Below are 13,319 nucleotides of genomic sequence, written 5' to 3'. Positions count from 1 at the left end.
GCTTAGGAATTTAAAATTTCGTTAAACAATTTCATCAGTTCTTCATTGGCTTCCTGGCCACCATTTTTTGATTTAAAATAATCCTTGAACAATGTTTCTATATCTTGATTTAAATTAATTTCATGAATCGTTTCCTCACCGGATTCTTTGTTTTTAACTTTAGGAATCAGATGCACAATTCCATCATGAGCCTGATAGATCAGCCTGCGTTCATCAGCCGTTAAAAAAGTTTCACTTTCTAATGTCAGCTCAATAAACGTATATGGATTTCCTCTTAGCCAAAGAACGGCTTCATCAACGGATGTAAAGGCTTTTCTAGCTAAAGCTCTTCCGCTTTTCAATACCTTTTTTTCATAAGAAACAGGCCTTCCCGGTTCAGCATCAATGATAGAAACATATTTTGTCTGTCCTGCCTCACTAAAGCTGTAGCATAGAGGAGAAGATGAATAAATTACAGGCTTCTCCTTTGTTCCGATATTCTGAAAACCATGCAGGTGACCTAAAGCCGTATATTGAATCTGTTCAGGAATACTATCTGAGAAAATAAGGTCAGCGTTTCCGATTTTTATCGGTTTTTCACCTTCAGGTTCTTCTAAAATATCAGCCCCCTTTTTATTCATGTACAAATGGGCTGTTAAAAGATTAACTCCATTTTCATCACAAAACTGATCGGCAAGATCTTTCCATGTTTTTGAAAGTACATTATTGATCTCTTCCTCTTTATTTTCTCCTAAATATTCCTTCAGACGGATTTCATTAGCGTAAGGAGTATGTAATAGCCTTATGGGAAAATCAAGAGTCTTGATCTTTATTTCTATAAAGCCTTCTTTTGAATGGGTAATGTTAAAATGTTCAGTTCCAAATGGCATAATTTCCGCTTTGGGATGACCTATTAAAATAATTCCGCATTCTCTGGCCAGCGGATCGGGTGCATTGATGAGGTTCGGAGAGTCATGATTTCCTGAAATAGCAATAACAGGACGTTTTCCGTTTTGAGACAACCGTTTCAGGGTTTTATAAAAAAGTTCAACGGCTTCTACAGCGGGGTTAAAATTATCAAAAAGATCACCGGCAACAAGAATAAGGTCTGCCTGTTCTTCATCAGCAATCGCAATGATTTCCTCCATCACTGAACTCTGCTCTTCCAATCGGGAAAAGCGATCCAGTTTTTTTCCTAAATGCCAGTCGGCGGTGTGTAAAATTTTCATAAAAAGTTGATCATAATGTAAAGGAAGTGTCCAAAGATAGATGAAGCTGTATTTTTAAAAATATGGTTTACCTCAATTTATCAAGAAGTATATTTAATCAGAACGTTAATGGGCTTGATAATGAACGGGTTTTATAGTTTATTATCGTTTTCTTTTGCTTTGAAATCTGCCTGAATCTGTTTTAAACGTGCTTTTCTTTCTGCTTCAGCATTTTGCATTTTCCGTTTTTTCTGATCAATTTGCTTTTTATTTTTTTTCCTGTTGGCGTCGTTGTTTTTGCTCATATTGGTTTGCAGCGAATCATTTTTATGGATAAAAATTGCTTCATCAAAAATAAGAAACAAAAACGCAAAGTGGAAATATATTAATCAATCAACCTATAGTCAGAATAAATCTTTTTCGGGTAGACTTTTTTTATTAGTATTTTTGGAAAAAAATTATTTCCTCATGAGAGTTGTATTAACTTTTTGGCTTGTTTTATTAGCTTTATCTATTAATGGTCAGAATATTTCCAGAAATGCTGAAATTAGAGCAGAAGGAGTAGAATTATATCAAAGTGAAATGGCAAGTTGGTATGGTACTGATATTTTTAAGAGTCAGTATGGCAAAAGTGAAAATGTAGGGGGATATTTTTCTTATATCGACGGAAAAACACCCAGATGTATCTTCTTTTCCAAAAACAATAAAGTAATAGCAACCATATCTTTTCCTACTACTTATAATCCGGAAAAGGCTCAGAAAGACTTTACTGAGAGAGATTTTACACCCCAAGAAATGGATTATTTCAGTATAAGACAAAGCGCAATTAAAAGAGTACAGAATGATACTATTTTTAAACATTATAAAAATGCCAGCCTCAATTTGATCCCTATTATCAGAAATGGTGTGAAAAAAGTGTATGCACTTACAGGTCCTTCTATAGATAATATTGTCATTTTTGGTAATGATTATCTTATTACTTTTAATGGTAAAAATGAAGTTAAAAATGTTGAGAAATTACATCAGGGGATGATTGTTCAAAAGATTATTGACGAAAAGGGAGGATCTGTTGGTGGTGCACATAGCCATGTTTTGGAAAACTGGCAAGAAATAACTCCAACAGATATTTGTACATTGATGCTTTATCAGAGATTTACCAACTGGGATTATTATACCGTTGTATCCAAAGAATATGTTAGCTATTGGGACTGTAAATCAAATGATTTGGATATAATGACTTCTGAAGAGTATGAAAAAATGACAGATAAAGATAAAAAAGAAAATAAATAAAGATAATGTCAGAATCAAAAGATCCTTTACACGGAAAAAGACTTGATGCCATTCTTGAAGAGTTGGTAGAATATTATCAGGGCTTTGAGGAATTGGGAAAACAAATTAATATCAGATGTTTTACAGATAGCCCGAGTGTCAATTCCTCATTGAAGTTTTTACGAAAAACAGATTGGGCAAGAGCAAAAGTTGAAAGTTTGTACTTGTATGTCTTAAGACAGAAAAAAAGAGACGAAGAGAGAAAAAAATAATGGCTGGAAGCTTGAAGAATGAGGGTGGAGGCACAGTTTGTCTTATTACATGTATGAACTAATAAGGTAAAAAAGACGATATAGCTGTTCTTTATGCCTTTCATAGCTTCCTTCTTCCATCTCCCAGCTTCTCAACTCATCAAATTATTTCAAAAAGAGTATATTTGTATTATTGTTAATCGTAAAAAAAATTACGACAAAAAAAGAAAAATATGACAATTGAAAACAATCACGTTGTAGCTGTAAAGTATATCCTTCACACTATCGAAGCAGATGGAAGTAAAGTTCTTGTAGAAGAAACAACAGCAGAAAATCCACTTACATTTTTGTATGGTGTTGGAATGATGATTCCAAAATTTGAAGAAAATATCCTTGGTTTAAAAGCTGGTGATAAAGCTGATTTTGTAATTCAGCCTGAAGAAGCTTATGGTGAAAGACAGGCGGATGCTATTGCTCAATTGCCACTTGAAATGTTCAAAGAATCAGGAACTCCTCCAATTGGAGCGATCCTACCTTTATCAGACAATCAAGGGAATAATTTCCAGGCTTTTGTAGTAGAAGTTACTCCTGAAGCTGTTGTAGCAGACCTTAACCACCCAATGGCTGGTAAAGTGTTAGATTTCCAGGTGGAAATTTTAAATACTCGTCCTGCAACAGAAGAGGAATTATCACACGGTCACGCTCACGGAATTGACGGAACTGACGCTCACTAAGAAAATATAAATGTCCGATTTTTCGGACATTTTTTTGTGCTACAATTGCATTGTAAGACAATATAAAAATAACCAGTAGAACTCTCTGCTGGTTATTTTTTTATATAGTAAGATAAGTATAATGCTTGGCATTCCCCTCCACTGGAGGGGTGTCAAATCAAAGATTTGATGGGGTGGTTTATCCCTTTCTTACTCCGCATCATACTCTGTCACATCAATAAAGGTAAGGAACCATTTTCCATCAATCTTTGTCATGACAAAATTAAATCCGTTAATAGGAGCTTTTTCTTTACTGTTCTCTGCAAGCATTACAAAAACGACATTTTTGGGATTGGAATTGATTTTAAAAATCGTCTGATCCTTTACAGCGTATAATTCTGAAAATTGGTCAGCATAATCATTGACTGCACTAGAATTAAACTGAACAAATAGCCCTTCTTTTGTCCATTTCTTGTTTTTAAAATCATATCCATCATTCTGGTCGAATTGCATTGGAAACTGATTTCTGATATTCCATGCTTTTTTGATATATCCTAACGGCATACTGAAATCAACATTTTCATTTAAAACAAATCCCAGAGCACCACTACTTTTAAAAAGAACGCCCACACCATAGGTTTCGTTCACATATTTATTCATGAGATCGCCATTTTTGGTTTGGAATCCCTTTAAGATATCAGCTACGGCCGTGGAAACTTCCTTTTTATCCTCTGCGGTTTGTGCAGTGAAAAAGCTGAAACTGCAAAATAAAAAAAGCAATGTGTAAATAAAATTCTTCTTCATAGTTTTAATCTAAAAATTCACCTGAAACATAATACCAACGTTCATGCATTTTCTGAAAAGCAGAAAATTCGTGATGGATTTGAGGATGGCTATCCTGGTCTGTATAATAAGCCTTAAATTCTACATGGGTTAAAGTTGGTGTCTGGATAATTTCCAGTTTTGTCCATTCATTGATCTCGCCCCATTCCTGTAGATCCCGTTTGTTGTGATATTTTCGTTTTCCAGGAAGCGTGGTTTCCATTAAATATTCACCATTCGGGATGGCGAAGGCTGAAAATCTAGAACGCATTAATGCTTCAGCAGTGGGAGCATGTTTTTCTCCGGTATGATATGGCTTACAGCATTCTTCGTAGGATTTTCCTGAACAGCAGGGACAATTCATCTTTTTTATTTAAAGTTTTAAGCTGCAAAAATAATGAATATCAATAGAAGCCGCTTTGATTTTTTACTTCTGTTGTAATGTTATTGTTGGAAAATCGCAAACGCGCAAACTGTTTATTTTCTAAGTTGCTTTTAAGGGCGCAAGGATTTTATCTGCGATAAAATTATATACTGCTGAAGAATTGCCACGAATTCACGAATGATAATATTCTATATGCCTTTGTGGTAAAAGATTTTAAACCGCATAGGTACATAGAATGTAATACTTCATATTATGAGCTTTAATAAAAAAATTGCGCATTCGTGGCAAAATAAAAGAAGCACTCTTAAAAGAATGCTTCTCGTTGTATTATTTAATAAAACCTCTGTTTCTTAATAAAGGTTTGATATCCGGATCGTGTCCTGTGAAATCTCTGAATGCCTGATTAAGATCTACAGAATTTCCTACAGAAAGAATATATTTTCTGAAACGGTCACCATTTTCTCTGGTTAATCCACCGTTCTTACTAATCCATTCCCATGCATCGTTATCCAATGTTTCAGACCATAGGTAAGCATAATATCCAGCTGAATATCCACCACCCCAGATGTGAGCGAAGTAAGGAGTATGGTATCTTGGCGGAACGGTTGCCAAAGTAAATCCATGGTTGGTTAAAGATTGCTTTTCAAAATCTAAAACAGGAATAAACTGGCTTTCATTCGTTACAGAATGCCAATCCATATCTAAAGCCGCTGCAGAAATCAATTCCGTAGTCATGTATCCTTGATTGAAGGTAGCTGCTTTTTTAATTTTATCTACTAAAGCCTGAGGAATTGGCTGCTTGGTTTCATAATGAACCGCATAGTTCTTGATGACCATCGGATCCAGTGCCCAGTGCTCATTGATTTGAGAAGGGAATTCTACAAAGTCTCTTGGTACATTTGTTCCGGAAAGAGATGGGTATTTCTGGCTTGCAAACATTCCGTGGATAGAGTGTCCAAACTCATGGAAAATGGTTGAAACATCATCAAAACTGATTAATGAAGGTTTTCCAGGAGCAGGCTTCTGATAGTTATAGCAATTTACAATTACTGGTTTTGTTCCCATAAGATAAGACTGTTCTACAAAGTTGCTCATCCAGGCTCCGCCATTTTTAGAATCTCTTGTGTAAAAATCCAGATAATAGATGGCAATAGATTTTCCATCGTGATCGAAAACTTCATAAGTCACTACATCCGGGTGATATACTGGAAGATCAGTTCTCTTTTTGAATGTCAGTCCGTAGAATTTTTCAGCAGCGAAGAAAACTCCTTTTTCTAAAACAGTTGTAATTTCAAAATAAGGTTTAATTTCACTTTCATCAAGATCAAATTTAGCCTTTCTTACTTGTTCAGCATAGAAATTCCAGTCCCAAGGCTCTACCTTGAAACCTCCTTTTTGCTGATCGATAAGCTCTTGAATATCTTTTGCTTCACGTCTTGCCGTTTCTACAGCAGGAGTAGCCACTTGGTTCATTAACTTCGTTGCAGCTTCAGGTGTTTTTGCCATTTGATCCTGAAGTTTCCATTCAGCATAATTTGTTTTACCTAAGGTCTGCGCTTTTTTAAGTCTAAGCTTTGCCAGCTTTTCAATTGTTTCTCTGGTATCGTTAGCATCTCCTTTTTCAGCTCTTGTCCATGAAGCTTTGAATAACTTTTCTCTGGAGGCTCTGTTTTTCAGGTTCTGTAAAAGAGGTTGCTGAGTGGTATTTTGTAAGGCAAGAAGATATTTACCTGGTTGTCCGGCTGTTTTAGCATCAGCGGCAGCCGCTGCAATTTCGTCAGCAGAAAGACCATCAAGTTCCTTTGCATCAGAAAAGAATACACCCCCTTGTTTTCTAGCTTCCAGTAATTTATTAGCATATTGAGTAGAAAGTGAAGCCAATTCCTGATTGATTTGCTTCAGTTTTTCCTTATCCGCAGCAGAAAGATTAGCTCCTGCGATCTCAAAGTTTTGTTTATAGTATTGTACTAATCTTTTGCTTTCAGGATCAAGGCCATCTTCTTTGATAGATTTGATTCTTTTATAAAGATTTTCATTCAGGTACATTTTATCGGAATGTGCAGCAAAAATGGGAGCATATTCTTCATCCAAGGCCTGTAGAGTAGGGTTGGTATTCGCACTGGTAAGATTAGAAAATACAATTTGTGTTCTTCTCAGTACTTCACCACTTTTTTCTAATGCAACGATGGTATTTTCAAATGTAGGAGTTGCCGGATTATTGGCAATCTTTTCAATTTCAGCAGCATGCTGCTTTAATCCGAATTCAAAAGCCGGTTTAAAATGTTCGTTTTTAATTTTGTCAAACTCCGGAGCTTCGTATTGAAGCTTACTCTTCTTCATAAAAGGGTTTGAAGATAATGATGGATCAGGGGCAGGAAGTTCCTGCTGAGTATCGGTCTGTTTCATTGTAGTACAAGATTGATTGAACGCCAAGGCAGAAATTAATAATACCGATGAAATATTCTTCATAAATATAGTTGTTATTAAAGCATAAAGATATTAAAAACTTGCCTTATAGCAGATATTTTGGCTAATGTATTTAATGAAACGGGTGTTTTGAACATTTTTATGTAAACCAAAATAACAACTTTGCTGTTGTTAATGTTTTTCAACTCTTGAATTACAGAGACTAAAAGGATAATGAGAAGAAGATGTAATATTTTTTATATTTTAGTTGTTATTAAATTATATAATCAAAAAAATAATATAAAAAAGAAATAAACATGAAAAAAAGAACTCTTTTTATTTTTTCAGCCTTAGTGGTTTTAGCCTCATGTAATGAAAGACATGAGAAAAAAAACAAGGAAAAAAGTGGTTGGGTAGAGAAAGTTATCACTAAAGAAACAGGACCTATTCAGCAGAGAGAATTCAATGGAGATTTTGATGAAATTCAGGTTTCCCAAGCAATTGAAGCAGAAGTGATAAAATCAGATATAGAAAAAGTGATCATTTCAGCACCACAAAGCATCATCGATGAGGTTCTTGTAGAAAATAGTGGTGGAAAACTGCATATTCATTATAAACCTGGAATCAGAGTGATGAACATCAGTAAAGTAACTGCGAAAATTTATACCAAAGACTTTACAAAATTGGTTGCAGAATCAGCGGCAAGTATCAGTGTAAAAGATAAGTTTACTCAGGAAAAAACAAGTGTTGAAGCCTCAAGCGCCGGAAGTATCTCAGGAAATCTGGAGGCTAATGACTTAAATATTAATACAGACAGCAGCAGTAATTTCAGTGGGAAAATATGGGCTGTAAATCTTGAAATAGAGTCCTCTTCAGGATCAAGCATTGATATTTCCGGAAAAGCAAAAAATGCAGATATCAGTTCTTCTTCCGGGAGTAGTATTTCAGCTAAAGGAGTTATTGCAGATAATGTAGATGCTGATGCATCCAGTGGAGCCAATATTGGAATCAGTGCAGTTTCTTCCGTTAAAGCAGAAGCTTCTTCAGGTGGAAGTGTAGACATCTCCAGAAAAGGAGATCTTAAGAATGTTACGAAGAACGAAAGCAGTGGTGGAAGTGTGAATATCGAATAAATTAATCCTGGGAGTCTTCCTCGTCTTCTTCTTCGGTAGATGAGGAACCTTCCCAATTTTTATTATCAAAATTAAGATTATCATAAGCTAATAGTTCCTCCTCACGCTGTAGGATCTCTTTTGTAGTAAACAAGGCAATATCACTATCTTCTGTTGCTTTTGCTAGTTTTCTGATAGAGGCTTTATCAATCGCCATAAATCGCTGCCCATTCGTCTTGCTGCATATTTTCTCATTCCTGTTTCATGCAGTACATCCACAGCCATATCCACAGCAGTTCCCAGAGTTTCCCGATAAATATGATTGACCCCATTATTAAGATATTCATAGGCATCAATTCTGTTTTTGGCCCTTACAAAGATTTTCACATTCGGATAATGCTCACGCACAAGTTCTGCAATAAACATATTGTCATCTGCGTCATCAAGGCACAATACCAGGATTTCAGCCTCTTCAATGCCTGCTGCTCTTAGAATAGGAATTCTTGTAGCATCTCCATAATATACTTTAAAACCATAGCTTCTCAAAAGTTTCACACGATCGGAATCTCTGTCCAAAACGGTTGCCTGTATTTTATTGGCCTTTAAAAGACGCCCTACAGTGCTTCCAAAGTGACCAAAACCTACAATGATGATCTTCTTCTGACTTATATCGTTGTCCAGGATATTATAATCATTCTCCTCTTCAGGAATTTCCCTGATAAACTTTGGCGTAATAAATTTATCATTAATAATAAGTAGAATAGGAGTGATGCACATAGTAATCGCTGTAACGGCCATTAGCTGAGCATTGAGTTCAGGTCCAAGAAGATAAAGATCTGAAGCATAATTAATCAGTACAAAGGCAAATTCCCCCACTTGCGAAAGGGCAAATGCATAGAAAAGACTTTGTGGAGTATCTATTCTGTAAAATTTTCCAATTGTATATAATACCAAAAACTTTATTGCTAGTACTGCAAACACAGTACTGAAAATAAATAATGGATCTTTTTGAATGATATTAAAATTAATTGTTGATCCTACACTGACAAAAAATACAGCCAATAACAATCCTTTAAAAGGATTAATCTGTGCTTCAAGTTCATGTCGGAATTCACTGTTCGCCAGCATTACTCCGGCAAGGAAAGCTCCTAATGCGGGAGAAAGCCCAATAACGATCATCAGTTCAGATACTCCGATAACAAGAAATAGGGAAGAGGCCGTTAATAATTCCGTCATTCCAGATTTTGAGACATAGCGCAAAAAAGGAACAAATACATATCGTCCCAATAAGATTAATAAGGCCACTCCAAAAATTACAGTACTTGCCTGAAGCCATTCCGGAAGCTTTTGGATCAGGATCTGAATTTCATTATCATGATGTTTTGCTTTATAATTAGCAATAATCGGAAGAATTGCCAAAATAGGAATCACAGATATATCCTGAAATAAAAGGGTAGAAAATGATGCTTCTCCCGCTGTGGTTTTAAAATTATTCTTTTCCTGCAATGTTTGTAATACAATAGCTGTAGAAGACAATGCAAAACACATGGCAACGGCAATAGCCTTATCAATTCTCCAGCCTACACTAATGAATACGAGAAATAATAATAAAATGGTCAGCAGCATCTGGGTGAGCCCCAATCCCATTATTTTCTTCCTCATTTCCCAGAATTTTCGGGGTTCCAATTCGAGGCCAACGATAAATAAAAGCATGATAACCCCAAATTCACTGGCGTGCATAATGTCATTTACATTATTACCTGTAAGGCTGAGGACATAGGGGCCAATGATGATTCCTCCTAAAATATAACCGATCACAGAACTCAATCCCAATTTTCTGGCCAGTGGAACCATGATAATGGCTACACCTAGAAAAAGTAATGTGTTCATTGCTAAGCTGGACTCCATATATTATTGATTGAGCAGTTCTGTAAACTCTTTTTTATGCAGAATAATTTCTTTTTTAGACAACTTGTTGGCTTCGTAAACGATTTTGATGTGTTTGATATCAGCCTTGAAAACCTTCAATGAAACGATCAGTCCGCTGATGAGTTCATCAATCGTGTACTGATAGGTTCCTTCTTTACTAAAAGATCTTTCTTTTCCTCCGGTGGTTATCAGAATGTACACTTCTTTGTTTTCTAGAGGGTTTTCTTTTCCAGGCTGTAGCCAGTCCCGGTCAAAAACTTCATCAATCCATAATCTCAACAGAGGTGGCATTCCGAACCATATCAATGGAAACTGAAAAACAAATCGATCATAATTGGCTAATCGTTTTCTTTCCCTGAAGGCGGCAATATGGAAATCAGGATATTCTTCATAAAGATCTCTTAAGGTATAATGCTGGTGACGAACGTAGAAATTGATAAGCTCTACATTCGAATTAGAGTGCTCCAGATAAGGGTGTGCAAATACTACCAGCGTCTTCTTCATAATCCTGTTTTCAGTAAATATAGTGAAAAAATATTGAATAAAAGGTAAGTTTTGTGTTGATTTATTAATTTTTTAATATGTGAAAGTGCATTTAATGTTAATTAAAGTCAAAAAAACGCTATTATTTTAGATTTTAAATAAAAAATCAGGTCTTTGAGACCTGATCTGTTTATAAATGATTGTAATTATTGTAAGATTACCATCCTCCGGATGCACCGCCGCCACCGAAACTTCCGCCACCGCCGAAGCCTCCAAAGCCACCGCCACCTCCGGAACTTCCACCACCGCCTCCAAAACCACCTGGGAATGGGAAAAACCCACCAGGATAATTCCTGCGGCCTCTTCGGGTAATGATTACATCATCATCGTCAGAACTACCACGACCACCGCCACCACCGCCTCGATTACCAAAGAGGATCGCAATGATGATAAAAATAACAAATGCGATAATCAGAACCTTGAGTGCACTGCCATCGCCGGAAGGAGCTGTAGTAGCCACCGGTTTGAATTTGCCCTCCACAGCCTCCATAATCGCAGAAGTACCACGGTTGATGCCTTCATACCAAAGCCCTTTTTTAAAGTTGGGAGTAACGATATAATCCAGAATCTGTCCTGCAACAGATGCCGTAAGGTATTGTTCTACGGCTCTTCCCTGTTGAATAGACATCGTATGATCTTCTGTAGCAATCAGAAAAACAACCCCGTTATCCACACCTTTTTTTCCGATTTTCCATTGTTCACCGAACATTGTTGCCAGAAAGTTAACATCTTCGCCTTTGGTAGACTTGATAATGACCACTTCAATTTCGGTGGAAGTGGAATCAGCAAACTTGATAAGTTTATTATTAAGCTCATCTTTTTCCTGTTGGGAAAGAATTCCGGCTTCATCAAAAACAGGGTATAAAACTGCTGGTTTTTGAGGAATAGTGTATTGTGCTGATACAAATGTGTAAAAGCAAATCAGTAAAAATGAAAATACTATTTTAAGAGAACGTAATTTCATTTGGAAGTTGGTTTGGGTTTTCTCCTTCTATAGGAAAATGTTTTTTAAGTTCAACGCCTGTTTCCAGAATAGCACTTTTCAATGCTTTATAGTAGTTTCCTTTGGCAAATTCAGCAGTGATATAGTCATGCAGATGATCCCAATACGTTTGGTTTACTTTTTCATGAATTCCTAGGTCTCCGATAATGGTAAGGTATTTTTGTTCAAAATTTACATGAAAAAGTACAGCATTCCTATCAGTAGTTTTATCCATGCGTAGTTCTTTGAAAACATCAAATGCTGTTTTAGCATCCCGTTTTTCTGTATTAGAGTCAATGTGTACTCTAATTTCTCCTGTAGAATGGTCTTCTGCTGACTGAATCGCTTCCACAAGGGAAGCGATCTGTTGATTTGTAAGGAAATTGCTCATTATTATTTGAATACTTCAGGGGCTTTCTGAGCTCCTGCATCAGCTTTGAAATAAGGTTTCTCTTTAAAATTGGTGAAATTCGCCAAAATATTATTTGGGAAAGTCTTGATAGAAGTATTGTAATCCTTTGCAGCATCGTTATAATAAACAGTCTCTGTTCTGATACTGTTTTCAATAGCGGTATATTCTCTCTGGAAGTTGATATACTGCTGATCTGCTTTTAAGTTAGGATAAGACTCTACAACAGCCATTAACCTGCTTAGCGCACCCGATAATTCTCCTTGTGCAGCCTGGAATTTAGCAATATCAGCTTCAGTCATATTGGTAGGATCAATATTGATAGAAGTAGCTTTAGAACGTGCTTCTACAACTTGTGTTAAAGTTTCCTGCTCAAATTTTGAATACGATTTTACTGTTCTTTCCAGGTTAGGGATAAGATTTGCTCTTTTCTGATACACAGTCTCTACATTAGACCATTTTGCGTTAACGGTCTGTTCTTTGTTGACAAAGCTGTTATATCCGCTTTTTCCCCAAAAGAATAGTACTGCAACAATAATAAGGAGGGCAATACCAATGGTTCCGGCGCCCAGACATCCTTTATTTTTCATAGTTTATTTTTTTTAATTTTTTGTGCTAATCAAATATACAAATTATGTGCTAATTTTGTAAAAAATTATATTTGAATGACAACAATAGTGGTAGCTATGGGAGAGAAGAATGAGATTGGTTTTGAAAACCAGTTGCTTTGGCATCTTCCGAAAGATTTAAAACATTTTAAAGACCTTACCTCGGGGCATCCGATCATTATGGGAAGAAAGACGTATGAAAGTATTGGAAAACCACTTCCTAATCGTACGAATATTGTTGTTTCAAGAAAAAAAGATTGGTTTGAAGAAGGAATTCTGATTGTGGGAAGCCTAAAGGAAGCCCTTAAATTTGCCAAAAAGATCGATGAAGAGGTTTTCGTTATCGGTGGTGGTAATATTTATGAACAGACAATGGAGATTGTAGATAAGCTTGAAGTTACCTTAGTAAAAGCAGATCTGGAAGCAGATACCTATTTCCCAAAAATCGATGAGAAAATCTGGAAAAAAACCAATGAAGTCTGCCATGAAAAAGACGAAAAGAATGGCTATGATTTCTGTTTTCAGACTTTTGAAAGAATGAAGAGTGAGGGTTAATTATCAACCGTTAATCTTTACTTTACAAAGTGAATTGTGAATTTCTTTGATCTATTAAATCATTGATCACCGTATCGAATCAACCATTCACCATTGACTTTTTGAACTTTAACCTTTAAATTTATTATCTTTGCACTTCTAAAATTTA

The 13,319-nt window shown here is 35.9% G+C and carries 16 protein-coding genes; 5 read left to right on the top strand and 11 right to left on the bottom strand.

The window, feature by feature from the left end:
- Positions 1-2: 2 nt before the first annotated feature.
- Positions 3-1,208, bottom strand: coding sequence for a metallophosphoesterase family protein (locus QWZ06_RS22785; protein WP_290301254.1), 1,206 nt, complete (start codon positions 1,206-1,208; stop codon positions 3-5).
- A 131-nt stretch (positions 1,209-1,339) separates the two neighbouring features.
- The gene (locus QWZ06_RS22780) at positions 1,340-1,492 is read right to left on the bottom strand and encodes a hypothetical protein (RefSeq protein ID WP_290301253.1); all 153 of its coding nucleotides are present in this window, start codon (positions 1,490-1,492) and stop codon (positions 1,340-1,342) included.
- A 163-nt stretch (positions 1,493-1,655) separates the two neighbouring features.
- Here QWZ06_RS22780 and QWZ06_RS22775 point away from each other — a divergent pair, with 163 nt between their 5' ends.
- From QWZ06_RS22775 to QWZ06_RS22765, 3 genes are all read left to right on the top strand, one after another.
- Complete coding sequence (locus tag QWZ06_RS22775; protein ID WP_290301252.1) at positions 1,656-2,477, top strand: hypothetical protein; 822 nt, start codon at positions 1,656-1,658, stop codon at positions 2,475-2,477.
- Positions 2,478-2,482: 5 nt separating this feature from the next.
- Positions 2,483-2,728, top strand: a complete 246-nt coding sequence (locus QWZ06_RS22770) for a VF530 family protein (RefSeq protein ID WP_290301250.1) — start codon at positions 2,483-2,485, stop codon at positions 2,726-2,728.
- Positions 2,729-2,940: 212 nt separating this feature from the next.
- Positions 2,941-3,441 (top strand): FKBP-type peptidyl-prolyl cis-trans isomerase, encoded by a 501-nt coding sequence (locus QWZ06_RS22765; protein WP_290301249.1) that lies wholly within the window; start codon positions 2,941-2,943, stop codon positions 3,439-3,441.
- Positions 3,442-3,630: 189 nt separating this feature from the next.
- On the opposite strand, the gene QWZ06_RS22760 is transcribed toward QWZ06_RS22765, so the two are convergent.
- The 3 genes from QWZ06_RS22760 to QWZ06_RS22750 all read right to left on the bottom strand — a co-directional run bounded on the left by QWZ06_RS22760 (position 3,631) and on the right by QWZ06_RS22750 (position 7,096).
- Positions 3,631-4,224 (bottom strand): hypothetical protein, encoded by a 594-nt coding sequence (locus QWZ06_RS22760; RefSeq protein ID WP_290301248.1) that lies wholly within the window; start codon positions 4,222-4,224, stop codon positions 3,631-3,633.
- Between the two features lie 4 nt (positions 4,225-4,228).
- Positions 4,229-4,606, bottom strand: a complete 378-nt coding sequence (locus QWZ06_RS22755; RefSeq protein WP_290301247.1) for a YchJ family protein — start codon at positions 4,604-4,606, stop codon at positions 4,229-4,231.
- Between the two features lie 348 nt (positions 4,607-4,954).
- Positions 4,955-7,096: a M3 family metallopeptidase gene (locus QWZ06_RS22750; RefSeq protein WP_290301246.1), complete on the bottom strand. Its 2,142-nt coding sequence runs from the start codon at positions 7,094-7,096 to the stop codon at positions 4,955-4,957.
- Between the two features lie 254 nt (positions 7,097-7,350).
- Here QWZ06_RS22750 and QWZ06_RS22745 point away from each other — a divergent pair, with 254 nt between their 5' ends.
- Positions 7,351-8,166: a GIN domain-containing protein gene (locus QWZ06_RS22745; RefSeq protein WP_290301245.1), complete on the top strand. Its 816-nt coding sequence runs from the start codon at positions 7,351-7,353 to the stop codon at positions 8,164-8,166.
- A gap of 1 nt (position 8,167) precedes the next feature.
- Here the strand turns inward: QWZ06_RS22745 and QWZ06_RS28330 are convergent, their stop codons facing one another.
- The 6 genes from QWZ06_RS28330 to QWZ06_RS22720 all read right to left on the bottom strand — a co-directional run bounded on the left by QWZ06_RS28330 (position 8,168) and on the right by QWZ06_RS22720 (position 12,598).
- Positions 8,168-8,362, bottom strand: a complete 195-nt coding sequence (locus QWZ06_RS28330; RefSeq protein WP_494337511.1) for a hypothetical protein — start codon at positions 8,360-8,362, stop codon at positions 8,168-8,170.
- Positions 8,329-10,035 (bottom strand): monovalent cation:proton antiporter-2 (CPA2) family protein, encoded by a 1,707-nt coding sequence (locus QWZ06_RS22740; RefSeq protein ID WP_494337510.1) that lies wholly within the window; start codon positions 10,033-10,035, stop codon positions 8,329-8,331. The genes QWZ06_RS28330 and QWZ06_RS22740 overlap by 34 nt, the downstream gene beginning before the upstream one ends.
- 21 nt (positions 10,036-10,056) lie before the next feature.
- Positions 10,057-10,578 carry an NAD(P)H-dependent oxidoreductase gene (locus tag QWZ06_RS22735; protein ID WP_290301244.1) on the bottom strand — a complete coding sequence of 174 codons (522 nt, stop codon included), beginning with the start codon at positions 10,576-10,578 and terminating at the stop codon, positions 10,057-10,059.
- A gap of 196 nt (positions 10,579-10,774) precedes the next feature.
- Positions 10,775-11,581: a TPM domain-containing protein gene (locus QWZ06_RS22730; RefSeq protein WP_290301243.1), complete on the bottom strand. Its 807-nt coding sequence runs from the start codon at positions 11,579-11,581 to the stop codon at positions 10,775-10,777.
- Positions 11,562-11,993, bottom strand: coding sequence for a TPM domain-containing protein (locus tag QWZ06_RS22725; protein ID WP_290301401.1), 432 nt, complete (start codon positions 11,991-11,993; stop codon positions 11,562-11,564). Before QWZ06_RS22725 ends, QWZ06_RS22730 begins: the two co-directional genes overlap by 20 nt.
- The gene (locus QWZ06_RS22720; protein ID WP_290301242.1) at positions 11,993-12,598 is read right to left on the bottom strand and encodes a LemA family protein; all 606 of its coding nucleotides are present in this window, start codon (positions 12,596-12,598) and stop codon (positions 11,993-11,995) included. Before QWZ06_RS22720 ends, QWZ06_RS22725 begins: the two co-directional genes overlap by 1 nt.
- Before the next feature lie 75 nt (positions 12,599-12,673).
- On the opposite strand from QWZ06_RS22720, the gene QWZ06_RS22715 reads away from it, so the two are divergent.
- The gene (locus tag QWZ06_RS22715; protein ID WP_290301241.1) at positions 12,674-13,171 is read left to right on the top strand and encodes a dihydrofolate reductase; all 498 of its coding nucleotides are present in this window, start codon (positions 12,674-12,676) and stop codon (positions 13,169-13,171) included.
- Positions 13,172-13,319: the final 148 nt, after the last annotated feature.

This window comes from Chryseobacterium tructae (assembly GCF_030409875.1).
Taxonomy (GTDB): Bacteria; Bacteroidota; Bacteroidia; order Flavobacteriales; family Weeksellaceae; genus Chryseobacterium; species Chryseobacterium tructae.
This window is presented reverse-complemented; position numbering and strand designations above follow the sequence as displayed.

What these genes read in the sequence shown, in the direction of transcription:
- QWZ06_RS22730 (WP_290301243.1), bottom strand. Translation starts at nt 11,581, where the DNA reads ATGAAATTACGTTCTCTTAAAATAGTATTTTCATTTTTACTGATTTGC.
- QWZ06_RS22780 (WP_290301253.1), bottom strand. Translation starts at nt 1,492, where the DNA reads ATGAGCAAAAACAACGACGCCAACAGGAAAAAAAATAAAAAGCAAATT.
- QWZ06_RS22750 (WP_290301246.1), bottom strand. Translation starts at nt 7,096, where the DNA reads ATGAAGAATATTTCATCGGTATTATTAATTTCTGCCTTGGCGTTCAAT.
- QWZ06_RS22735 (WP_290301244.1), bottom strand. Translation starts at nt 10,578, where the DNA reads ATGAAGAAGACGCTGGTAGTATTTGCACACCCTTATCTGGAGCACTCT.
- QWZ06_RS22755 (WP_290301247.1), bottom strand. Translation starts at nt 4,606, where the DNA reads ATGAATTGTCCCTGCTGTTCAGGAAAATCCTACGAAGAATGCTGTAAG.
- QWZ06_RS22760 (WP_290301248.1), bottom strand. Translation starts at nt 4,224, where the DNA reads ATGAAGAAGAATTTTATTTACACATTGCTTTTTTTATTTTGCAGTTTC.
- QWZ06_RS22715 (WP_290301241.1), top strand. Translation starts at nt 12,674, where the DNA reads ATGACAACAATAGTGGTAGCTATGGGAGAGAAGAATGAGATTGGTTTT.
- QWZ06_RS28330 (WP_494337511.1), bottom strand. Translation starts at nt 8,362, where the DNA reads ATGGCGATTGATAAAGCCTCTATCAGAAAACTAGCAAAAGCAACAGAA.
- QWZ06_RS22775 (WP_290301252.1), top strand. Translation starts at nt 1,656, where the DNA reads ATGAGAGTTGTATTAACTTTTTGGCTTGTTTTATTAGCTTTATCTATT.
- QWZ06_RS22765 (WP_290301249.1), top strand. Translation starts at nt 2,941, where the DNA reads ATGACAATTGAAAACAATCACGTTGTAGCTGTAAAGTATATCCTTCAC.
- QWZ06_RS22745 (WP_290301245.1), top strand. Translation starts at nt 7,351, where the DNA reads ATGAAAAAAAGAACTCTTTTTATTTTTTCAGCCTTAGTGGTTTTAGCC.
- QWZ06_RS22770 (WP_290301250.1), top strand. Translation starts at nt 2,483, where the DNA reads ATGTCAGAATCAAAAGATCCTTTACACGGAAAAAGACTTGATGCCATT.
- QWZ06_RS22740 (WP_494337510.1), bottom strand. Translation starts at nt 10,035, where the DNA reads ATGAACACATTACTTTTTCTAGGTGTAGCCATTATCATGGTTCCACTG.
- QWZ06_RS22720 (WP_290301242.1), bottom strand. Translation starts at nt 12,598, where the DNA reads ATGAAAAATAAAGGATGTCTGGGCGCCGGAACCATTGGTATTGCCCTC.
- QWZ06_RS22785 (WP_290301254.1), bottom strand. Translation starts at nt 1,208, where the DNA reads ATGAAAATTTTACACACCGCCGACTGGCATTTAGGAAAAAAACTGGAT.